The sequence below is a fragment of the Pseudomonas sp. SJZ131 genome (assembly GCF_007828705.1).
GTDB lineage: Bacteria > Pseudomonadota > Gammaproteobacteria > Pseudomonadales > Pseudomonadaceae > Aquipseudomonas > Aquipseudomonas prosekii.
Genome location: NZ_VIVC01000001.1, coordinates 1,203,420 through 1,225,014 on the forward strand (window position 1 = coordinate 1,203,420; position 21,595 = coordinate 1,225,014).

At 59.1% G+C, this 21,595-nt stretch carries 23 protein-coding genes; 2 read left to right on the forward strand and 21 right to left on the reverse strand.

The genetic code is table 11. The annotated features are described in order from the left end of the window. Positions 1–7 precede the first annotated feature (7 nt). From FBY12_RS05100 to FBY12_RS05110, 3 genes are read right to left on the reverse strand one after another with little or no spacing between them, the layout of a single operon-like run. The gene (locus FBY12_RS05100) at positions 8–3,622 is read right to left on the reverse strand and encodes a phage tail protein (protein ID WP_145251685.1); all 3,615 of its coding nucleotides are present in this window, start codon (positions 3,620–3,622) and stop codon (positions 8–10) included. Positions 3,623–3,681: 59 nt separating this feature from the next. Next, complete coding sequence (locus tag FBY12_RS05105; protein ID WP_145251687.1) at positions 3,682–4,275, reverse strand: tail assembly protein; 594 nt, start codon at positions 4,273–4,275, stop codon at positions 3,682–3,684. A gap of 55 nt (positions 4,276–4,330) precedes the next feature. Continuing rightward, complete coding sequence (locus FBY12_RS05110; RefSeq protein WP_145251689.1) at positions 4,331–4,753, reverse strand: hypothetical protein; 423 nt, start codon at positions 4,751–4,753, stop codon at positions 4,331–4,333. Positions 4,754–4,880: 127 nt separating this feature from the next. Between FBY12_RS05110 and FBY12_RS05115 the strand changes: the two genes are divergently transcribed. After that, positions 4,881–5,510 carry a fructose-1,6-bisphosphatase gene (locus FBY12_RS05115; protein ID WP_145251691.1) on the forward strand — a complete coding sequence of 210 codons (630 nt, stop codon included), beginning with the start codon at positions 4,881–4,883 and terminating at the stop codon, positions 5,508–5,510. Between the two features lie 61 nt (positions 5,511–5,571). Here FBY12_RS05115 and FBY12_RS05120 read toward each other — a convergent pair whose 3' ends face one another. The 14 genes from FBY12_RS05120 to FBY12_RS05185 form a co-directional block, all read right to left on the reverse strand. Then, positions 5,572–6,339 (reverse strand): C40 family peptidase, encoded by a 768-nt coding sequence (locus FBY12_RS05120; protein WP_145251693.1) that lies wholly within the window; start codon positions 6,337–6,339, stop codon positions 5,572–5,574. Positions 6,340–6,341: 2 nt separating this feature from the next. Continuing rightward, the gene (locus FBY12_RS05125; RefSeq protein ID WP_145251695.1) at positions 6,342–7,094 is read right to left on the reverse strand and encodes a phage minor tail protein L; all 753 of its coding nucleotides are present in this window, start codon (positions 7,092–7,094) and stop codon (positions 6,342–6,344) included. Between the two features lie 11 nt (positions 7,095–7,105). Then, positions 7,106–7,447, reverse strand: coding sequence for a phage tail protein (locus FBY12_RS05130; protein ID WP_145251697.1), 342 nt, complete (start codon positions 7,445–7,447; stop codon positions 7,106–7,108). 3 nt (positions 7,448–7,450) lie between these two features. Beyond that, positions 7,451–10,888, reverse strand: a complete 3,438-nt coding sequence (locus tag FBY12_RS05135) for a phage tail tape measure protein (RefSeq protein WP_145251699.1) — start codon at positions 10,886–10,888, stop codon at positions 7,451–7,453. Between the two features lie 10 nt (positions 10,889–10,898). After that, positions 10,899–11,192, reverse strand: a complete 294-nt coding sequence (locus FBY12_RS05140; protein WP_109503455.1) for a DUF1799 domain-containing protein — start codon at positions 11,190–11,192, stop codon at positions 10,899–10,901. A 17-nt stretch (positions 11,193–11,209) separates the two neighbouring features. Further along, complete coding sequence (locus FBY12_RS05145; RefSeq protein ID WP_145251701.1) at positions 11,210–11,599, reverse strand: phage tail assembly chaperone; 390 nt, start codon at positions 11,597–11,599, stop codon at positions 11,210–11,212. Positions 11,600–11,601: 2 nt separating this feature from the next. Further along, the gene (locus tag FBY12_RS05150) at positions 11,602–12,273 is read right to left on the reverse strand and encodes a phage tail protein (RefSeq protein WP_145251703.1); all 672 of its coding nucleotides are present in this window, start codon (positions 12,271–12,273) and stop codon (positions 11,602–11,604) included. Between the two features lie 68 nt (positions 12,274–12,341). Continuing rightward, the gene (locus FBY12_RS05155) at positions 12,342–12,761 is read right to left on the reverse strand and encodes a phage tail terminator-like protein (protein ID WP_145251705.1); all 420 of its coding nucleotides are present in this window, start codon (positions 12,759–12,761) and stop codon (positions 12,342–12,344) included. After that, on the reverse strand, positions 12,758–13,354 hold the full coding sequence (locus tag FBY12_RS05160) for a hypothetical protein (RefSeq protein WP_145251707.1): 597 nt from the start codon (positions 13,352–13,354) through the stop codon (positions 12,758–12,760). Before FBY12_RS05160 ends, FBY12_RS05155 begins: the two co-directional genes overlap by 4 nt. A 1-nt stretch (position 13,355) precedes the next feature. Further along, positions 13,356–13,748: a hypothetical protein gene (locus FBY12_RS05165; RefSeq protein ID WP_145251709.1), complete on the reverse strand. Its 393-nt coding sequence runs from the start codon at positions 13,746–13,748 to the stop codon at positions 13,356–13,358. A gap of 2 nt (positions 13,749–13,750) precedes the next feature. Beyond that, positions 13,751–14,128 carry a hypothetical protein gene (locus FBY12_RS05170; RefSeq protein ID WP_145251711.1) on the reverse strand — a complete coding sequence of 126 codons (378 nt, stop codon included), beginning with the start codon at positions 14,126–14,128 and terminating at the stop codon, positions 13,751–13,753. Between the two features lie 9 nt (positions 14,129–14,137). Beyond that, positions 14,138–14,440 carry a HeH/LEM domain-containing protein gene (locus FBY12_RS05175; RefSeq protein WP_145251713.1) on the reverse strand — a complete coding sequence of 101 codons (303 nt, stop codon included), beginning with the start codon at positions 14,438–14,440 and terminating at the stop codon, positions 14,138–14,140. Between the two features lie 51 nt (positions 14,441–14,491). Beyond that, a complete protein-coding gene (locus FBY12_RS05180) occupies positions 14,492–15,469 on the reverse strand; it encodes a phage coat protein (protein ID WP_145251715.1) in 978 nt (325 codons plus the stop codon). A gap of 3 nt (positions 15,470–15,472) precedes the next feature. Beyond that, positions 15,473–16,210 carry a hypothetical protein gene (locus FBY12_RS05185; protein WP_145251717.1) on the reverse strand — a complete coding sequence of 246 codons (738 nt, stop codon included), beginning with the start codon at positions 16,208–16,210 and terminating at the stop codon, positions 15,473–15,475. 250 nt (positions 16,211–16,460) lie between these two features. On the opposite strand from FBY12_RS05185, the gene FBY12_RS05190 reads away from it, so the two are divergent. Then, entirely contained in the window at positions 16,461–17,084 is a 624-nt protein-coding gene (locus tag FBY12_RS05190; protein ID WP_145251719.1) for a hypothetical protein, read from the forward strand. 38 nt (positions 17,085–17,122) lie between these two features. Here the strand turns inward: FBY12_RS05190 and FBY12_RS05195 are convergent, their stop codons facing one another. The 4 genes from FBY12_RS05195 to FBY12_RS05210 are packed head-to-tail and all read right to left on the reverse strand — an operon-like array spanning position 17,123 to position 21,594. Further along, positions 17,123–17,605 carry a DnaT-like ssDNA-binding protein gene (locus FBY12_RS05195; RefSeq protein ID WP_145251721.1) on the reverse strand — a complete coding sequence of 161 codons (483 nt, stop codon included), beginning with the start codon at positions 17,603–17,605 and terminating at the stop codon, positions 17,123–17,125. A gap of 8 nt (positions 17,606–17,613) precedes the next feature. Next, the gene (locus FBY12_RS05200; protein ID WP_178111717.1) at positions 17,614–18,726 is read right to left on the reverse strand and encodes a minor capsid protein; all 1,113 of its coding nucleotides are present in this window, start codon (positions 18,724–18,726) and stop codon (positions 17,614–17,616) included. Next, on the reverse strand, positions 18,665–20,104 hold the full coding sequence (locus FBY12_RS05205) for a DUF4055 domain-containing protein (RefSeq protein WP_145251723.1): 1,440 nt from the start codon (positions 20,102–20,104) through the stop codon (positions 18,665–18,667). Before FBY12_RS05205 ends, FBY12_RS05200 begins: the two co-directional genes overlap by 62 nt. Further along, the gene (locus tag FBY12_RS05210) at positions 20,104–21,594 is read right to left on the reverse strand and encodes a terminase (protein ID WP_145251725.1); all 1,491 of its coding nucleotides are present in this window, start codon (positions 21,592–21,594) and stop codon (positions 20,104–20,106) included. The genes FBY12_RS05205 and FBY12_RS05210 overlap by 1 nt, the downstream gene beginning before the upstream one ends. Position 21,595 lies beyond the last annotated feature (1 nt).

The following is a 21,595-nucleotide window of genomic DNA, read 5'->3' on the forward strand; positions in this document are numbered from 1 at the left end:
CCATTTTTTACCCCAGATAGCCAAGACGCACACGCAAAACGTTGTTTGCATCGTAAACCGAGACATTCAGCGAGTTGATCACAAGGCGACCTTGCCCCGGAACAACGCCGTTGATTTCCAATGAGCCATCCTTGTTCAAAATCCAACCCTGCTGTCCGGCGACATAATTGACTGAGCTGATGTAGTTGCCGATCTTGGCGTTGGTAATGGTTCCATCAAGAATGAAAGCTGATCGCAGAAACGCTTGGCCGTTCTGAATCGCAAAAGGAACGGAGGTAGTGCCATCAAGCCCGTTGACCACAGCGAAACGATCAGCACTGACCAGAAACTGGCTTTGCAAACCGGCCGCTGTGTTTTCTATCCCGAGGCCAATACCCGCAGCCACGTAAAGGCCTTGCGCGTTGAGCTGCATTTTCACAGCCCACATGGTGGTGAGCTTCCCGTCCGTGGAAGCCTGAGCCTGGGACACCGTCTGAACGGCCGCTGACGCCCCGTTGGCCACGGCCTGCACTGTTGTGATTTGGCTCGCCAGCGCATTGTCGGCAGATGACCGGGCAAGAGTCTCCGTTTGAATGGCGGCGGCGTTAGCGCCAACGGAAGAGCTAACGACATCGATTCGCTGCCCCAGAGCTACGCCGTCTTCGATTCGCGCCGACTGCTCGGACCAAACGCCGACGTAAACCTGGTCGGAGCCAGCCATCCCCTGAGAGTCGCCAGCAAGTGAAGGATTTACTTGTGCGTAAACCCCGCTGATCTGGGTGGCCAGCAGACCATCCGCATCGACTCTAGCGTTTGCCTCCGCAAGAATTGCGGCAGAGTTAACGCCCGTTGTGGCAACTACCGAATCTATGCGAAAGCCCAGTGCGGTATCGCCCTGAGCGCGCGCAGTAACTTCAGTGTGCACGGCGGAAGCGGCACCGCTGGCCGTTGCCGAAACAGTATCGATGCGCTGCCCCAGTGCGGAGTCGCCTTCAATGCGTCGGTTCGTCTCCTGAGTAATTGCGGCCGACACATCCCCGATCGTTCCAGCAACTGCGCTAATGCGAGCATTCACGGAACCTGGCAACGTTGATGCACCGTCGATCAGATCAATACGGTCCTTTAGATGCTGGCCAAGATGAGTCTCGGAGATCTGCCCCTCGATCAACTCCAGAACATCCCCGCCATCGGAGCTGGACTGCCCCATAACGCCTAGGCCAACCGGATGCCACGGTCCGACATTACCGATGCGGTCCACCAAGCGCGCCCAGAAAAAGAACGTCACGCCAGCGCGAAGTCCCTGCAGCACGTAATCGCTTTGCGGGTACGACAGGTCGGTGAGCTTTGTGGCTGCCTCTAGGCTCGGAGTTGGCCCGTACCAGATTTCAGCACGCTGCGTGTCCTCGGCGCCGGCGGGGAAACCCCACTTGAGGTAGATGCCGAAAAGCAGCGGAGTCGCGGTCAGGAAGGAAACCGCCGGCGGCAGCCCCTCCTTCCCTTTCAGGTTGGTCAGCATCGAGCTGCGCCACACCGAGTAAATGTCGAAAGCGCTCACCGCGCGGACGCGTGCCAGGTAAGCCCCGGCGTAAATCCCAACCACGTCGACGCTGGTGGTGCCAACCCGCTGCACCTTGATCCAGTTGCCGCTGTCCTTGCGCCATTCGACGTCATAGCCGACGGCGCCAGGAACCGCTGGCCAGGTGATGGTCATCGTTGCGACGGCAATGCCCTGCGACACGACTGAAGCAGATGAAACGGTGACGCTTGCCGGCGCCGGTACAACGGTGATCGGAATGACGCTGATCGGCCGTTCTTCCAGGCGCGCGCCAGTGTCGATGTGCGCGAATTTGCTCGGGTCGTACTGGACGGCCGAGATCTCAAATACGCCTGGCTCCGGGCGCGACACGCTGGTCACGCGGTACAGCGGCACAGCCAGGTCGTCGGCGTCCAGCGCCCAAACGAGCTCAGGCTCTGGCGCGGCCGAATACGCAACCGTGACAGTCACCACGCGGCCCGCTACCGATTGAACGGTGCGGCCTTCGCACTTGCCATTCGACAAGTTCAAGATCAGCCGGTCGCCGATCTTTGCCTGGGTGTCTCGGTCGAGCGTGATAGCTCGGCCATTCACCGCAGTAATGCGACCGCCAATTGGCCGTCCCGCCAATAGTTCGTCAGCGATGGGAATGACGTAGCCCGGCAGCGGAATACGGCCGTCAAGACCGACCTGAAAGGTGACTACACGGTCCTTGGAGTTGGTGAGGAGCGCCCACTTGCCGCGGCGCTGGGCCTCAGACTCTCGCGTGCAGCCGATAGCACTGATCTCCAGCGGGTTGTCGCCATAGCGCCGCTGAAGCTTGGCATCGGTTACCGCCGTGACGTCGGTGTCGTAGTTGTTCGCTGGATTGTCGTAGCTGATCAGAGCGCGGCTGTAGCGGGTGCGCTCCGATGCACTTGAGTAGGTGAACTTGCCGTCGATGACGTTCGCCCGGGTGTAGGCGAAGTCGAAGTCGGTAGCCCGCGGCATATCCGACAGCGTGAAGACCTGGCCTTGGGCCCAGTAGGTCATGCCTCGGTAAATCGCCGAGATATCGCGCAGCAGCGACCATGCGTCTGCCTTTGCTTGCAGGTTCAGGTTGCAAATAAAGCGCGGCTCCTGGCTGCCCTTGCCGTCTGGCACAAGCTGATCGCAGTACTGGGCGATCCGATAGAGCTCCCATTTATCGACCTGCCAAGGCTTAATGCGGCGACCGAGCCCAAAACGATCGTTGACGGTGATGCCGTATGTAATCCAGGCGGGGTTATCAGTCCATGCCTGCTTGAATGTGCCGTCCCAGATGCCCGTGTAAGATCGGCTGTCCGGGTTGTAGTTGCTCGGTACTTGCCACTTGCGGGCACGGCAATCGACCGTCACCGCTGGGATACTGCGGAACTGCTCGGCCGAAAACTCGATGTAGAGCAATGCGGTGTTCGGGTAACGCAACTTCGCGTCGATCACCTCAGTGAAGCCGGCGATCTGCATGGTGTCGGCAATTTTGTTGTTGTTCTGGTTGGCTGTGATTCGGGTGACTCGCATCAGCCAGCCACTGGTCGCTACAGGCAGGTCGATGCGACGGGTGCGCTCGTAGGTGCTGGTGGTCTTGCCGTCCACGGCTTCACTGAGCACCTGCTGATAGGCGCCACCGTCCGTGGACAGTTCGACCTTGTACTCAATCCGGTAGCCATTCACGTTGCCACTGGCGTCGACCGATTGCAGGGCGGGCCAGGCGAACCGTAGGCGCACGGCCGACAGCTCAATGTTGCTGATCGCTCGTACCCAAGGCGTGCCGCTGCGCAGCTCAATGCCCAAGGAAGTTTCGTTCGCTACCGACGGGATGCCCTGGATATAGCCTTGCTCGACGGAGCCGGTACGGAATTCCCACTTTACGTTCGGGAAGTTCATGTTGCCCTGGGGATCTTGCAGCGGCGTATTGTCGAGGTAAATGTCCTGAGCAGTAGGATTGCCCGCGAACTCCCCTTCGCCGATAGCAATTAGGATCTTGGCCATCGCCACCGAGCGCAGACTGTCGGGCGCCTCGGTTGGGCTTTTCGGCTTGTCCGATCCGCCCTTGGCGCCGTAAATATCAAGCTGCTGTGCTGCGCCCATGCTTTTCTCCAGGCAATAAAAAACCGCCTCTTGGGCGGCTGTGGTGTTCGTTGGCTTGGCTACATCTGGTCTTCGGCATAAATCTCGGCACTGATAATCGCGCCACCCCACCGGCGCTTGCCGATGCAGAGAGGTGTTGGATTGCCGGATGCCGTGGTGTTCTTGGCGCTGCCGAAGGCGTAGCCGGGGGTGTTCTCGGGGGCGGCGCTCGTTTTGAGGCCGCCAGCCTGCGGGCTGAGCATCTGTATAACTCCGCCAGCAACCAAACCAATACCCGCCCCAATCAATGGCGTACCAAATGGCGTGGCAGCAAAAATCACCCCCACAACGATCAGGATTGCGCCGACTATGGTTTGCAAAATACCGCCACGCTTTCTGCCGACTATGACCGGGGCAATGCGGATATCGCCCTCGCCGCCGTACCCGAGTTCCGCTTCACCGATGTTGGTCTTCCCGCGAAACACAGCGAACTCGAGCCCGCGGGACTTAGCATTTGATAGGAACCGCTCAAAACCCGGGATCTGTACACACAGCGCTTTGATTGCTTCTGCGGGTGTCCGCACCGACAGCCGGAAAGAACGGCCGAACTGCCGAAGCTGCCCGTACAGCCGAATGGTCGTCAGCGGCTGGTAATTGATCACGGCAGAACCCATCATTTTTCTCCAGACAATAAAAAACCGCCCGGAGGCGGCCATTTGAAAGTTGATATCAGTTGTAGTCGACGTAGGGGCCAATATAGAACCCCGCCATATCCCCGCTGATTCTGTACAGGCTTTCCTTTCCGGGCTGGACGTTCGCAGAGATCGTACGGATTGCAGCCCCAGCACATAGCCCGGAACCCGCCAAACCTGCACCTAGATTTGGCGATCCAGGAGGAAAGTAGAAGGTGGCGCGCTGGCCGGTGCCGATTTTTGCGGCCTTGCGGCCATCCAAGTACACGACGATATCGCAACCAGAACCGACAGTACCGGAGTCACGAACCACCGTGATTTTCCCGCTTTCGCCTGAGGGTTTGGACTGGAATGCGTAAATCTCGTCAGGGGGGACCGGCTTCGCATCCCTCACCGAAATTGCAGTTGAGGCGCACCCCGCCAACAGCATCAACGCCACTGCCCCTATCAAAACTCGCATGACTCTTCCTCTTCCTGAAAGGGATGACTGTATCACCGGTTGCTGCTGTACGAATCCCCAGTAACGGCGCACCAAGGTTCAGGAGTAGCGTTTCGCCCTTAGTAAATCCATGGACAGGGGTAATTCAATGCTGGTGGTATCACATTACGAAATTCAAGAGACGGCCGCGCGCAGCCAGCCGTGGGACAAGACGACTTACACCGAAAACGCGGGCGAATATTATAGCTTCCGCGAAAAGCCTGAGCTGATTCGCGAAACGCTTGAGGACTTCAGGCCTTACGACTCGCAAAGAGCCATACAAACCTTCTATGAGCTACTCGAGTGGCTTAACCGTGAAGACGGAGCGCTGGAAACTAACGACTGTTTTTTTCGCCCTCCCGCCGAAAACCCAGATGATCAGTTCCAATTCGATACGAAAACGCATGGCAGGATCGAATTTTTTATCCGTAAGCTTGAGGCGAATCTTTCAGGAGATGCGATCCAATGGTTATACCGGATGGTGAGCCTCTATCTCCAAGTAGAAAGGCCCGATTTTCACTGCGCCATCTTTGACATTGCCGGGGCAGCGACGGATTACATCGAGCTTCCCGGCGGGCACGACGAGCGTACAGGTTTGCGGCTGTGCATCTACTTCAACGCATACGGTAACGGGGATGCGGATGCTTGGGAGAATTTGAACGTTACCATTCAAGGCCTCTTTAATGCGTTCAAAGGAGTGGAAAGGGCTATGCACGGGGACTTCCTTAAATTCTCGTAGCCCTCGAGCTGTTAAATCACCGAGCAGAGTCATGGCAGCATCCTATTGCGGCCCTGCCGCATCATGTAGTTGGTTGCGCATCTTTGTGCCTGAGGATCAGGCGCGTTCGGTCGAGCCACGGACCACCGAAGACGATGATCTCGCTGGGACGGCCATATAGGTGGTGCAGCAGAAACGGGCCGGGGCCGAACGTCGACGAATCCTCGCCCCCCGGTAGGGCCGGATCAGCGCCGAGATAAATCCCGGCATGGTTCGGATGCACTGTACGGCCCACTTCCATCACGATCATGTCGCCGCGCTGAGGCTGATCGACCTTGTAGAAGCCGGCAGCCTCGTAGTTGGCCTCGTACAAGCTGGTGTTGTCCTTGCTCTCCCACCAGCCATCGGCGCGCTTGAAGGCCTCGAACTCCAGACCCCACTCGCGCTTGTACCAGTCGGCGCAGACCTGCCAGCAGTCCCAGGCGCCGTGCACGAACGGTCGATTTAGCAGCGGCGTGCTGCCGGCTGGAGTGATGCTGCGCAAATCTCCTTCCGGCCAACTCAGGATGTGCCAGGGTAAGGCGGTGGCCTCACACATGGCCAAGTCATGCGGGGACGGCCGACTGGTGGCGTCCGGATGCGTGTGAAAAACCCCTATCACCTCACCAACGTCTTCCGCAGCGGCGTAATCCTCTGGATCGATTCGAAACTCTTCGGTTGGCTCGGTCGCGATGTTCCCGCACGGGAAGTACTTCTGCTTGCGCCCGATCGCCAGCACCAGCCCGCAGGCCTCTTTCGGATACTGTGAGATAGCGTGCGCCTCCATCGCGCTCAGGATGTGCTTGCGCATGGTCAGCTCCGTGCGATCAGTGACACTGCGGGGAATCCGCCATGGGGAAGTTCGTTATTCTGACCGAAGCGCAACTTGCAGGACTTCAGCCCGCCCTTGCACTCGTCTTTAGTCGGGTCATCCGTGGGGTTGTCATCGTCATCGAACATCGCGCCGCCCGTGTAGCCGCAGTTCGGCCCGCGGTAGCCACCGGTCATGGCCCAGTGACAAAAGGTCGTCATCTGACGCCCAGGCAGCCCGTGGTTGTCGATCTCGCCCGGGGAAGACAGATCCCACTGCACGACCTCGCCGTCCTCGCCGGTCTTCTGGTCGATGTACCAGATTTCCAGCGCCTCCTGCGTAGGGTCGGCGGTCGGGTTTCCCTCAGGGAAGTTCACTGCATCCAGGTACTGCGCCAGCGTCTCGCGCACGGTCAGTTGAAACTTCAGCAGGTCGTCGAAGGCCAGGCACAACGCGGTGATTCGCCCGTTGACGTTGCCGGCCATGAAAGTCGGCCGACTTGCGCTGCCGCTGCTGTCGGCGGCGATGCCTTCAATCTGCACCGGCCAGGCTGCGTATTCATTGCCCTGCCACCAGATCGACTTCGCCGGCAGTTCGTCAGGCGAGTTCTCGTAGGCCAGCAGCTCGGCCGGCGTGTGCGGAATCGCATGGGCATGGAAGCGCAGAATGTCCGCGCCGTATTCCCTGCCGTCGATTTCAAACAGCCGCACTTCCCCGCCGGGCTCCAGTTTCTGGATGTCCGTAATCAAAGCCATGCGGCATTACCTCAGGGGTGAAAGGTTTGTTCGAAGGTGGCGGTCAGCGTGTAAACCGATCCGCCTTTGTGTGATGGCTGGTAGCCGTTAGGACACTTGTAAAGGCCGAGCTCACCAAGGGGCGGCGTCCACAGGAAAGCTTTCGCGCCCTTGTGGCGATCGAGGAAGGCGATAATTTCGTTGATCCGCGCCGCACTCCCGGTGTGGCTGATGGGCCAGGACTGCACCTTGTTGTTGATGCCGTCCGAGACCGACTGCTCATAACCGTCGCCGAACTGTTTGGATCGGTTGCGCTGCTTGATCTCGCCAGTCGCCCCCTTTTCGATTTGCCAGGTGAATCGCTCAATTGCCATGGATCACCCCTTGATGGCCCTGTTGATTTTCCCGCCTTGCCGCAGGTCCACGCTCACCAGCTTCTGGTAACGCTGATCAACGAAGTCGGCCAGGTCCTTGCCGAACTGCTGGTAGGCAGGATCGTCAGTGGTGGAACTGGTAGAGCCGTCACTTGCGACGTTGACCTGAACGGTGATGACGGTACCGCTGCCCGAGCTGCCACCCAGTGCGAGCACGCCAAGTTGACCGCCGGCAGTGCGGGTCAGCGGCATGATCGCCTCCGGCCCAGCCTCGCCCATCACGCCAGTCTGCCCACCTGACATCCCGAAGGCTGTCGGCTTGCTGACCACGCTGTTGGAGAAGGCGGCGCCGTTCGCGAACAGCTGAACACCCGCCCCCCATGCCCCGCCGTTGGCCTGAATGCTGCCCGGTGTGAAGCCGGAAAGGTCGCCGCTATAACCGGCCTGAGTAGAACCCGCTGATGCCGCTGCGCCCGCTCCGCCGAAGTAACTGGCGCCCGCGCCGACCAGACTGCTCAGCAATGCTGAGCTGGCTTGCCGAGTCGCGATTCGCGCCATGTCGGCCAAGATCGACTTGGTGAAGTCCGCAAAAGACGCCTTTCCAGTCAGCGCGAAATTGACGGCGGCGTCCTCCATCGAGCTGTAGGCATTGGTGAACAGGCTTTTCGTCTGCCCGGCAACGTCGCGCGCCGATTCCAGGTAGTTCTGCCATGCAGACGATGCGCCAGCGCTCCAGTCACTCTGGGCGTCGGTCATCTCGTCGTAGTTGGATTGCACTGTGTCGTGCAGATCCTGCTGCGTGGCTTTCAGCGCCGCCAACTTCTTGGTGTACTCGTCGAGGCTCATGCCACGCGAGCCGTCGCCGTACTGGTTGGCCAGGTCGAGCTTTTGCGAGTTGACCCGGTCGTCGATGGCGTTCTGCTGATCCGTCAGCCCGCGCTGGCGATCGCCCTGCCCCAAGCCCAAAGCGGCGCGCTGCCCTTGCTGGCGCAGCGTGTCGACTTGTTGCTGGAGTGCGCTGGTGTAGGTCTGGACGGCAAGTTCCTGTTTCTTCAGCCGGCCCTGCTCGTTCGTGGCCAGCACTTCCAGCTCGCTGTCGGCAGCTTTCTGCGCCTTGACCATGTCGGCCCGCGCGTCGGCGATCTTCTGGTCGAGCTGGATACGCTGCTCGCCAGTGGTGGTCGCCTTGCCTTTCGCGGCTTCGAGCGCTGAGATCTCCGCCTCATAAGCTGAGGTGACCTCTTCCCGCTCGTTGCCGATCAAGGCCTCACGCTTCAGCAGGTATTCCTGCTGAGAGATCAGCCCGGCCTTCTGCGCGGCATCCAATTGTTTTTGGGTGTTCGCGTACTCGGCCTGCAGCTCCTTGAGCGCGTTTTGCGCGGCGTTGTAGGCCGTCAGGTCCACCGCGCCGGCGTTCGCCTTTGGATCTTTGTACTTGGCATCGATGTTCGCGAGGCTTTTGTTGATCAACGCCTGGTCAAGGCGCGGATCGTTCGGCGCCCTCACGCGAATTTCGTCGATCCACCGAAGGTAGTCTTCCCGGTCCTTCTTCCTTTTCTCGGCGTTGGTAGCGGCGGATTTGTTGAGCCGGTCAACATTCTCCATCGCCCGAATTGACTTCTGTTCGGCGACATTTTGGTCTGAGTCATATTTCGCGATGTCAGCTTTGGCTGCTTTCTCATCACGCAACATGTTCAGCTTGTTGTCGTAATAATCGATCATCTCCTGCTTGTTCTGAAACAGGCCAACGTCGCCTTTCTGAGCCCGAGCAAGCCCTGCCTCTGCGTCGGATATGTCAGACTCGATGTCGCGTCTGCCGACATTCAGTATCCCGTCCAGCGCTCCCGCCGCCGTTTCTTTGATTCCTTTCCAGGCTCGCTCTACAGCGCCCAGGTTGGCGGTGATCTCTGCCGAACGGGATTTAACGGTTTCGGCATATGTGTCGGTTAGGAGCTGGGTGGCACCGATCGTGTCGCCCTGCTCCTTGAGTGCGGTGATTTGCGAGTAAACCGAGGCAGTCAGGAAGTGATATTGGTCATTCAGCTCTTTCGCCGCCCCGACCGGGTCCTTGGCGATCTTGACGAACTCGGCGATGGTTGCGTCAACCGACTTGCCGGTGGCGTCTTCCATGGCCGCTGCTGCTTCAGCAATCTCCTTGAAGCTGCCACCCGCAATTACGCCGCTCGCCGCCAACTTGGCCAACGACTCGGCTGCCTCGCCTGTAGTTCCGTTAGTAGCGCTGACCTGCTGGGCCAAACTGGCTAACTGATCAGCCGAAGTCCCAGCGTAATTGCCGGTCAGTATCAGAGCCTTGTTGTACTCATCTGCTTCTTGGCTGCCTTGGCTGTAGCCGTAGATAAGCACGCCTATCGCAGCGGCTGCCGCAAGTACTGCGGCGGCCATGCCGACCACGCTTGCCGACGCGCCGGTCACAGTTGGCGGGAGAGCGCCGTACGCTTTTTTCGCATTCTCAGCAGCTTCGGCCGCCGTGTTGGAGCTTTCAGCCAGGCTGGACAGACTCTCGCCCGCCTCGCCAGCGCTGTCGGCCACGTCCTTTGAGTTGGCGGCGATACCCGCGAGGGATTCGCCGAGCACTGCCGCGCCGGCACCGCCAGAGAACAGCGCGCGGAATTTATCCTTGAGGGCGTCGAAGGTTGCACCGACGCCGCCGAACGAATCCTTGATCTGGCCGCCCTGCTGGATCAGCACCATCAGTGGGCTTTGACCGCCTGCAAGGCTGGTGAAGATGTCAGTGAACTGGGCCGGCAGTTGGCGCAGCGCTGCCTGGGTTTGCGCCGAGGAAACGCCTGTCTTGCGAAGCCCCTCATCGAAGTCACCCAGCTTCTGCCGGGATGCGTCGATGCGGGTGGAGTAGTCGCGGAAGGTTTCCGCGTCGATCAGGCCGGCAGCTTTGTACTTCTGGAGGTCAGCCTGCTGCTGGTCGAGTTTGTCGAGCGCGGCAACGGCCGGATTGATCTTGGCCAGCAGGGCCTGAAGCCCTTCGGCCTGAACGCCGGTCGCTGCTGCTGCCTTCTTCGCAGCTTCAGCCTGCCGATCGGTGGTGCCAACCAGCGCATCCGATTCACCCTGCAATCTCCGCTGAAGCGCGGCCAAACTGTTTACCGAGGAACTGGAATTCTCCAGCGCCGCCGAGTTGGTGTTCACGCTAGTCGTGAGGGTCTGGTAGTACTCGCTCGAATCAAGCGACGCCTTGGCCATGGCCGTGAGGCGTTTCATCGCGTCTTCGGTGGATTCGGAAAGCTTGCCTTCGGCAGTGGCCAGTCCAGTGGACGCAGTCGCGGCCTTGTCGAAGCCAGCGGCAACCCCATCGGCCGCTTTCTCGGCTTTGGCGCCAGCCTGTGCGAGATTCTCTAGGTCGGAGGTGGCCTTGACCGCTTCGCCTGAATTTACCGCAATGCCAAGCTCAGCGATCGTAGACATGAGTGCTCCATTATTTCGATTGCTCAGACATAACGAGCAACGCCTCGGCCTCCATTACTTGAAGGTCGGGGAAGATCTCTCTGAGTTGTTTTTTCTTCATGCCGATGAGCTCGGCAACGCTGGAGATTGCGGTGTAATCAATGCCGGTCGCGCCGCACGCACCGGTGCGCCACTGAGTTGAGAGGCCGTCGAATAGGCGGAACGATGGCCAGACACAGGGCCATACCTCAAACGCCTCCTCCATGTCCGAGGCGTCAAGGCCGAATGCAGCCAGTTGCTCAGCACTCGGCGGTGGCTCATACAGGGCGCGTGCGACGCGTATCAGTTTCCCGTGCGTGCCGGCACGTAGGCTGCCTGGTAGGCTGCGACAATGGCCTCACCGGCACCGGCCGAAGTTTCCACCAGCGCGCGGATTGACTCAGGGCTAAGCTTGTCGTCAAACCCCCAGCCTTCAACCAGAGCCTGGACCTGGTCGACCTGCCGCTCAATATCGGCATCAGTGATATCCACCAGGGTTAGATCGTCAGCTTTGGCCTTGAAGGCCTCCTGATCGTCTTTTGCCCGTTGCTGCCATCCAGCAAACAACGTTGCCAACTCGTTGCGGTTCCGATACTTGAACTCAAACGGCACCTTGATGAACGCACCGCCGACGCGTGGAATTTCCACGTCAGCCTTGAAGGTTGCGCCTTGCGCGATCTTGAACTTCGCCATGATCAGCTACCCCCGCCGGCAGCCACTGGCGCGCGGTAAGCCGTGATCTCGGCGTTGATGGTGAAGCCGAACGTCACAGCTGCACCCTCGTTGCGCACCAGCGTTGGAGTTTTGTTGAACGACGGATAGCCGGCGTAGTAGATCGTTTTGCCGCTCGGCAGAGACATGCGCAAAATCCGCACTTCCTTCTCGCGATCAGCCTTGTCCAGTTCGTCGTACCAGGCCAGGCTGTCATCGTCGGCCAGCTGGAATGCAAACGCTTGGGCGTTTTTGGTGGTTGGGATCTGCTTGTCGCGGCGAGCTTCGAGCGGTGCGTAAGTCCAGTATTGCTGCTCCCCCCCCGACATCGAGTTACCGATTACTTGGTTGACGGCAACCCAGCCTGTCACCTTCTTGGCAGTGCCAGCGCTGATACCGTCCGGGAAGAACGCTACGTTGGAGGTGTCGATGCCTTCCAGCGTGAAGGCACCGGCCGCAGCGTTGGACACGCGCACGGCACGCTCGTTGATATCCTCCCAGCCAGAAGTAACCAGCAGGATGTCACCGTTGGCGAAACCATTGGCCAAGGCCGTCGCGACGCCCGGATTTGCGTTGCTGATGGCGGAGATCAACTTGGCGGCAGCAAAGCCGGTCGAGATCGCCAATGTTGCCCCGTTGGGGAAGTAGATCGACATGGGTTTTCCTCTTTGCAGAAATGACAAAACCCGCACATGGCGGGTTCAGGGTTTGCCCAACGGGCAGGTTATGGAGTTGTGTCGGACCGGTATGAGAACGACAGCGGGACGGTATAGGTGGAGTCGCCGGTGATACCCGGCCCCTGTTCGACCGGTGTCATGGGCGTGACTACGAAGCCGTTCTTCGTGTCGCGCTCATAAAGCGGGAACAGGCCGGTCAGTTCAGCCACAATCGAAACTGTTTTGGTCTTGCCGGTGCCCGCCGGCGCGATGATGCTGACCTGGAACACTCCAGTGAATAGCCGGTGATCGCCGCCGAGGGTGTTGCTCGTGGTGTCGCCCGGGATCGTGAACGCCCGCAGGTATGTTTCGCCCGCTGCCGGCGTGTAGGCCGTGTTCTCGAAGACGATCTTCAACTTCTCCGACCTGGTAGCGTTCCAGGCGATTAGCTTTGCCTCGTAGATCGAGGCGATGATTGCGTGACTCATACCTGGTTGTTCCTGATGGCCTCCAACACGATCTGCTGAAAGCGGGCCACGGTAATGCGGACCATGCCGCCGGGTGCTTGGGTCGAGTGACCAAACTCCAGCGGAATGGCATAACCGAGACTGTTGGTGATGTAGCAGGTATCGCCTGCCTTGAATTCGATAGCACCGGCAACGATCCGCGCCGTCGATTTGGCGCCACTCGGATCCACCTCTTCGGTCGTTGTGCTGTCCGGAGCGCCAAGACTGAACATCCAGTTTCCGCGGAACCGGCCTCCGACGTACCCATCAGGGGCGACGATATCCATGCCGTCATGCAACTTTCGCCCGGCCTTGAGTCGACCCGCTTTCGTCATGTTGTCAGGATCGCTTCGCAGTCCACTGTTGTGATCGTCCACGGCCTTGTTGTACTGGCTCGCTACAGAGTTCTGAGCCCAAATTTCAGGGTTGCCCACGGGTGACATGCGGATAACGCTGCTGCCGACTTCAATGATGATTTCGCGCAGACTGGCGTCGATCGCCTCCTTCGCCTGAGTCGCGAATTCGGCAAGACTCAGCGCGAAACTGCCGGACTGTCCGGCGCCTTTCCTTGCCATGTCATTTCCTCAGTTGGGCAGTCCACGTTGCATCAACAGGATCGGCGGAAACGTTCATCACCCTCAGGCCATTTACGATATCGCCAATCGCCGGCGTAGCTGGCACGCTCGTCGGTATGCCTGCCTCAGACACAAACAATTCGTTTTGCAGCACCAACAGCTTCTTGTCGGTGGTCTGGATGAGAGAACCGTCGATTTCCTTCGATAGGTAGCTGCCCAGAACGCCGCGCCCAGTGTAAGTCACGGTGGTTTCCGGCGTTTCGCCGCCCAGGTCGGGGTCGTACTCGCCAGCAATGGTGCGGACGCCAATCACCGGCTTGATCGCATCAGCCAGGCCATCAGGGTCATTGAACGCTTCAGCCATTTCGGCCTGGATCTCTTCGCGCATTCCCATGATCAGATCCTTTTCAGCATCATTACGCCGGACCGCTTGATCCAAGGTGCCAGCAGCGCCAACGCGAAGTTCTCGCCAGCGGACTGATCGGTCGAGCCGGCCACGTAGGTTTTGCTCACAGATGTGCCGGACTGAGCTGAAACCGTCTTGCTCTGCACTTCCTTCTGTGTGGACGTATACAGCTTGCCCGCCGCCGCCTCTTTTGCGACTTGGGCGCCGGCTGTTTTGATCTCGGCCGGAACCGGATCGGGAACAACCCGCTTAATCTTGGCCGTGAGCCAGGCGTTCGCCATGGCTACGGCAAGGACCGGATCACCGGTGCCGGCCCAGCCAGGACCAAGCGAGGCATCAACATCGGCAACAGTGATGAAGTCGGTCATGTGCAGTCCTTATTCCGCTGGCACCAAGGCCTGCAAGTCTTCTTTCTTGGCGGTTGCGTCGAAGTCGATGCCCTTGGCGGTCAGCCACTCTCTCAGCTCCGGGACCTTCATTTTCAGAGGGTCGGTTTCCGGCTCTTCTTCGCCGGCGCCCTTAACTACGATACCGGCGCGCTCATACGCCGCCACAATGTTCGGCCGATCGCCTTCTACGACGACCTCCTTCGCGGAACTGATTACACCGAAGAACTCATCGAGCAGCCGGTAGCAAACCCCAGGCTCTCTGCCGGGAGTGTCGGAATAAATAACCTTCATGATTTTCTCCGTGTCGGCCAAGGCGCCGTTGAGCGCCGCGCCGAAGTTGGATTATGGGGTGACGGTGCCGCTGATCACGGCCGCGAAAGGAACCTGCTTGCGGTCGAAGACACGTTCCCAGTTAGCTGCAGCCGCGTACTGGGTCGCTGTCGGGCTGAGATTGCGGTTCTCGCCGCCTTTCCAGCTGAAACCAGCCGGCTGCAGGATCATGGTCTTGCGCTCCCACAGCACTTCGGCGCCACCACCGTTACCCCCGGATGGCTTACGCTCCAGCTCGACCGGGTTAGCCGGGTTGCCTTCACCGTAACCGAACGCGCCCTGGCCGAAGAACACAGACAGGAAGCGACCGGCGCCGTACACCAGGCTGTCATCCATGAACACTGGCTTGCCCAGATAGGTAGCCAGGATGATCTTGCCGTCGGAGTCGCGCAGGTATTCGATGAGGTCCTGCTTGACCATCTGATTCATCACCACCGAGTGCACGCCGATAGCGGAGAACACATCGGCAGCATCACCAGAGGTGAACGCCGCGTCCTGGAACGCACCAGCACTGACGGTTGCGCCAGCATCAACAACCATGTCGCCCGCATCATTGGCGATGTTGGAGGCAATGATGCCGCGAGCCGCGCCAAGCAGGTAACGCTGCCAGCGGCGAGTCCAATAAGTGCCGAAGCGGTTACGAATGTGCTGCATCGGCTCGGTGCGGGCCAACTCAGTGGTGAGGTCGGCTACGCCGTAGGCTTTGTTGAGGTACAGAGTGCGCGCACGCATGCTGCCCATTTCTGCCTTGCCGACCAGACCCAAATCATCAGGGTCATCGTTGGAGATGTTCGGCTCTTCGTCCGCATCCAGATCTTGCCAGTAGGCAATCTCAGCAGTGCCCTGCCCGTTGGAAGCGATGGCATCCAATTCAGGGGATTTGACGATGATGCCGGATTCGAAAACGGCGGTTTTTTCCGGCGAGTTAACCGGCGCCAGATCGGCGTAGTAGTCCCTGACGAAGATATCCGCGAGTTGTGTGGTGGCCATGGATTAGGTTCCTTGAGTGGCTTTGAGTCGCTTGTATGCTTCGGGGTTGTCGCGAGCCAGCGCTGCGCGCTCTTGCTCGGTGTGCTCCCCCCACTTTTTGGTAGCCTTGCCACCGTTGTCGCCGGTCTGCCCGGCACCCTGAGCCCTTGGCCACAGGTGTGTTGCTGTTTCACGCAGCGATTCCGCCCATTCGAGCGGCGACAGCGGGGTTTTCCCGTCCTTCCCGTAAACGACTTCGCCGTCACGGTCGGTGGCGATCGCCTCGCCGTCTTCACTGAGTTTGAAAGTGCCCCGGGCGCGCAAGATGATGTCCTCGGCGGCTTCGGGGAGCGCGCCGGCCTTGATGGCTGCAGCGCGGATGGAATCGGCCAGAACCTTGTCGCTGTACTTGGCGGCGAATTGCTCGGCTTTGTCAGCACGGGCCTTCTCGGCGGCCAGCTTCGTGTCGTAGTCGGTGCGCAGGCGCTCGGTACGTCGGGTGATGACCTCGTCCAGCTTGCCCTCGGCAATCAGCTTGGTCTCTTCGTCCTGGCCAACCTTGGTCAGCAGTTCTTTTACGGCGGCGATGTCCAGGCCTTCGAACTGGGTCTTGAAACCGTCCAGTTCGGTTTTGGTGGTCCGGAGCGAGCCAAGCAGCTCGGTGTTTTTATTCTTAAGACCCAGTGTCGCAGCCTCAACAGCTGCTGCAATGGCGGTCTGAACAGCCGGGTCTTCAAGATCAATCTGGTTTTCGTCTGCCACTTGGTGCACCCCTTGGGTATGGTCGGCCCGCTTTGCAGGCATAAAAAAACCCCGGCGTGGCCGAGGTCTAAATTTTGGTAAAAAAAGGCCTGCGCAAAGGCAGGCCGATAGAGGAGAAATTCATAATAGAAAAAGCTTGATATTTACGCACTGAAGGAAGAATATTTACTCACTGAGCGATCATGACTCGCTCAGTGAGCATTATCATAGGCAATTTCGCCTTAGATAAATTCCCCTCGGGTAAATAAACATGAACTCAAAAGCACAATTCATTTACGACGACGCACAGCAACCGCTGTACGCGATTCTCCCCTTTGCCGAGTATAAGCGGCTGCTGGGTGAAGACCAACCCGCTCAACAAAAACCATCGCTGTTGAGCGAAGATGGGCTTTCAATCCGCCTTCCGAACGGGGGGCCAGGTGCTGCGATTGACCTGCCTCGCTTCGTCGACTATTGGGCTCGCTCCGGCTTGCTCAGCATGCCAATCAACCAGCGCGCGAAACGCTTTGACCAGTTTGAGCAGACTGAGCTTTTTTCGCTCGAGCCATTCATTCGTGGCTGCTTCCTTTCCAAAGACTCCTCTTACAAAAACACTATGCAAGTGACGACCGAGGTCATTGGAGCTCTCGTCGAAACCGGCATGTTTAAAGAGGTGCGCTTCGATCAAGCTCAGTTGAACGAAGGTCAACGGTTTGATCGCGACAAGGCGCTGGTTAAAGAAGAGGATCTGCATAAATACAGTCGTACGGTGAAATGCTTGGAAATTGTTGAAAGTGAGGTACGCAAATTTCTGAAAGCCCATCCGCATAAGGGGCAATGCATCAATCGTTACTGGTTCCTCGATGAATATTACAAACCAGCCTTTCTGAAGTAAGAAGGCGGCGCCCGATGCCACAAGCGTTGGGCGTCTTTTCACACAAGGTACAGTCCTCGCATTACTAGGTAGTCGGCAAATTGCGTCCTGCTCGGCGCATATGGCGGCGGTCGCATCCGAAAGCCTGGTGTGGCTCGATTGAGCAACACCCTTCTGCCGTTCGGCTCAGTACAGTGCGTTGGCTCGTCAATTTGAAAACCCTGCTCTGCCGCGTACAGCTCGGCAGCAAGTCGCACCTGCCCCCATTCAAGCTCAAAGGGCACGAACGTCTCCGAAAGCGTCTGGTATTCGATCTTGCAGTCACGTCGAGGCCAGGCCATCGCCTGATCTGGATTGGCCTTTCGTCCTTTCCACTGCCGGGCGTTAATGTTCGCCGCGGCGCGCAGCAGCAACGCGACCTGATCGGCCTCCATCTCAGGGATTCGAAAACCGTAGTAGTCGCGGTAGAAGGTCAGCTTTTCCAGCAGCACGAAGCTGTTGGCATCCGGCCTTCCCTGTCCGTACTCAACAATGATCTGCATCGGTCATCTCAAGCTGGTGGAGCCCCGAGTGTAACGCCTGCACGGGTGAACATGTCAGGTTCGAGATCCTTCAACTGCGCCAGAGTCAACGGCTTGAACCTCTTGTCGAGCTGCAAAATGGCGAACTTCTCAGGCGTCAAGCCGCCGTCGCGGAAAAGCTTCCCTCGCACCGGACCAAGTGCGTGATCCTGGAAGCTCGCCGGCTGGGTCGACAGCCACTCGTAATAATTCATGCTGGCATCGACCTGACCACCGCCAGTATTGCCCACCGATGCGCGCGTGGCGCCCTTTGAAAACATCTCAGACAGCCTGGTTATCGGCACTGTGGTTGAACGGCAGTTGATGTGCGCCGGCGGCAATGGCCCCTTGCCCAGCTCGAAGCGCATGCCGTCCAGCCCCTTGCATTGCTGTGAGGTCTTGCTATCGAGTGTCGACAGCCAGCGATAGCCCAGTACCACATCGCTGTTGGCCTTGAGGGTTTCCATCCGCGCAGTTGTGGCCACATGCTGAATCGCCGTCTGCACGACTGACGCTGCGTTACGGTTGCTCACGGCGAGGATGCCGTCGGTGAAGTTCTGCGCCGCGGTGCCGCGTACGGCCTGGATGATTTGCGCGTTCGTCTGACCTTGGCCGAAACCGAGCCGGATCGTGTTCGTCACCCGCATTGTTTCGGTTCTGGTCCATCCTGCAAGGAAGCTCTTGAGCAGCTTGCCGCCGTCAATGCCCTTCACCTGCAACGGATAGGAGAACACCGCCGCGCGGATCACTGCGTTGGCCGGGACCACTGCGTCTATCGACATCGCATGGCTGAGGCTGTTGGCTTCGAAGGTGGATTCATATAGAGCGATGTCCACTAGGTCGGCCTGCACCACATCGGCGAAGGCTTTGTATATCTCCAGCAACATGCCATCGACCCGGGCCAGGAACTGCTCTAGACGGTCACGACTGTAGGTCGTCAACTCCTTGCGAGTCAGCTGCTCGCGAATCAATGCGTCGATCTGGCGCAAGTACTTCTCGAACTTTTTGACCTCACCGGCCTTGAGTCGCTCAAGCATGACGCTATGGCGTGTCGTCTGCTCCAGCAACTGGCTGTCCGTCTGCGCCTGGTTTGTCGTTGGCATCGTCTTTATCCAAGTTGATGCCGGCCGACTCGCGCTCATCGCTGATCAGTTCGGCTTCGTCTTCGTAGGGGCGTTCTGGCAACTTGCCGGTGGTGAGGTACTGCCAGTAGGTGTCGGCGCTGATCGTGCCAGCCATCACACCCTTGAGCAGTTCGGCAAGTACCTGAGCGTCGACAACTGGGTTCACGAACTCAGGATTCACCTTGAACTTGACCTGCTTGGGGTCGTACCCCCTCCACTCGGCTGCGTACCGCAAGCCCTGCTCCACCGCCTCGGCCACAGTGATGACGATGCTGTGCAGGGTGGCGTGCTGATCGTTCTGGCGGGTCTTTCGCGCTTCGCCCGACTCGGTACCGACCACGTCCATGACCTTGGCGCCAGCCTCAAGCGCGGCGTTCTTCTGGTCGTCCATGGCCTGGCGTACGGCTTCGATCCCGGCTCCCTGGAACTCCAGATAGCCGCATGATCCAGAAGGTCCAAGATCCCAAGCCGCAGAAGGCCCGGTAACGCTCAGCTCTACCGCTTCGTCCAGCCCAGAAACCCACGGCTGCGGGTGACTGGTTTGATGCAGTGACGTGAAATAGTCAGCGCTGAGCTGGTAGGACTTCAGGGCGGCCCGTGCCATTGTCAGCAGCGGGACCTCATCGACGTCAGGCGAGTTGTCGGTCGAGCCGCAGTAGATCACTGGCAGGTAGAAAAGGCCTTTGACCAGTCGGTTGTCCGATCCAGTGGTTCCCAGCGGCCGCTCATTCTCTACGATCTCACCAGCCTCGTTCCGCACTGCGGTGTAGCAGGTTTCACCTTGCATGAAGAACTCACGGAACACCGTGTCGCAGTCATGGCTGTAGCGATCGCCGCCCTTCTTGCGGAACTCGCGAAACACCGAGAGCGTTAGGTCCTGCCGCCCGCCTTGATCGGCGACATCCCAGTTGATCGCATTGCGCGTGGCGTATGTCGAAAAATACGGCTCACCCGAATCGTCGATATTTACCACCAGCGGCACACGGCCATGGGAAATGGCCTGACGCACCATGCGAAAGAACAACTGCTTCAGGCCGAAGCCGTCCGAAGTGGCGCTGTCTTCCAACCCTTTCAGACCGACCGGCAGTGCAATCTCAGGAATCAGCCGGGTAACCAGGCCCATCATCGACCGCAACGAATCGCGCACCCAGTGCTCGTACTGAGCCCGGTTTGTATAGTTCTGATACAGGTATTTGTTGCCTGCGGCGTCGAGCTTTTCAGCCTCCACCATGCCGCTGGGCTTCGGCAGGTTCCGATCGTTGCGTTTGATGGCGCCCTCACCTTCGAGCGCGTCGTCCATCATTTCCCACTCGGCGATGTGCGCGTCGAAGTCGGGGTTCGTCGATTGCACTGGCATCAGGCCAATCCTCCAATACGGCGGACACCGCCTGTGCGTTTGCGCCTGCCCATCGAAACAGCGAAGTAGCGGAATGCATCCGCGCCGTGTGATGACCAGTCGTGTAAGGGTTTGTCTTTCCAGCAGCCGCGCTTGTCGTCCCACTCTTTGCGGTAGTTCTCCAGGCAGGAAATGCCCAGTTCACACTTCGACTCATCAAAGGCGCAGGCCGGAAGGATTTCCCGAACCTGCTCAATGCCCTCGTCAATGCCGAGCTTCGGAACCACGCTGAACTTGAGGCTGTATTTCTGCCCGTCGATCTCGTATCCCTCGCGAGCCAACTCGCGGCGAGTCTTCCCGTCGCTGCCGAACTCCCGGTTATCGATGTCGTGGGGCCCCCAGTGATCGCCATACGTGTATTTGCGATCCTTGAGCACCTTCATGTAGTGCCGAAGGCCTTCACCGCTGTTCTCGTAGAAGTCGATGACGTGGTATTCCTCGCCGACGATCCGGACAAACCAGATAGCCGTGGAGTCGCCCACGCCGATGTCCCAGATCGTGTGCACCGGTAGATGGCTGTTGTCGGGCAGCGCGCCGATACGCTGAGCGGCGTAAAGCTTGGTGAACTGCTTGGCGTAATAAGCGCCCTCGATCGACTGCTGGAAGGCTTCGGCCGGCAGTGACGGGTATTCCCGCTTCATGTCGTCGCCGAGCGTCTTTTCCTTGGCCGCGTACCAGGCGCGCTGACCGTCGTTAGTGACGATCCCGTGTTTGGCATGCAACTCGTCGAAGTAGTCGGTCAGGCGCTGCGAGATGACCACGTCAGTCGGGTCAAGTCGGTAAGCCTTGTTCTTCCACCAACTGAAAAAAAAGAACTTCCAGTCCAGCAGACCCAAAGGCATGCCAGCCAGTTGCTGACGCTCCGCGCTCTGCGAGTAATCGAAGAAGTAGCCGGCACGGCCTTCCGCCGTCGATTCAATCGTGACGAAACAGTCGGTGGCGACAGCTTCGAAGGCGCCGGTGACGATCTCGCGAGCCTTGTGTGGAAACTTGGCGCAGATCTTCCCGAACTCGGACACATGCAAGTAGCGCAGCGTGCCGCCCCGGAACGAGGTGGATACATAGAGCGAACCGCCCTTGCTGAACACCAGCTCACCCGCGGCGTCGTTGCTCGCCGGGTTGGCAGCGCGGATCTCGGCCGGCAGGTTGTCGTAGGCGTACTTCACCTTTTCCCGGAACAGGCGCTTGGCGTCGTTCAGAGTGTGAGCGATCAACGCGCACTTGGCCGACTCGAACAGAGCCGCGTCGAGCTGGATGATGCAGCACTCAGTGGTAAAGCCGAGCTGTCGAGCCTTCAGGATGATGTTGCGCGTGTGCATCCCATCGAAGTACTCGATCTGCTCGTCCGTCATCCGGAAGCGGACCTTCTTGCCCTGCTTGTCCGTGATGAAGTAAAGGTTGTTCAGGCGCCATCGCTTGTCCCGGAGCAGCTTAATGTGCTCGGGCTTCATG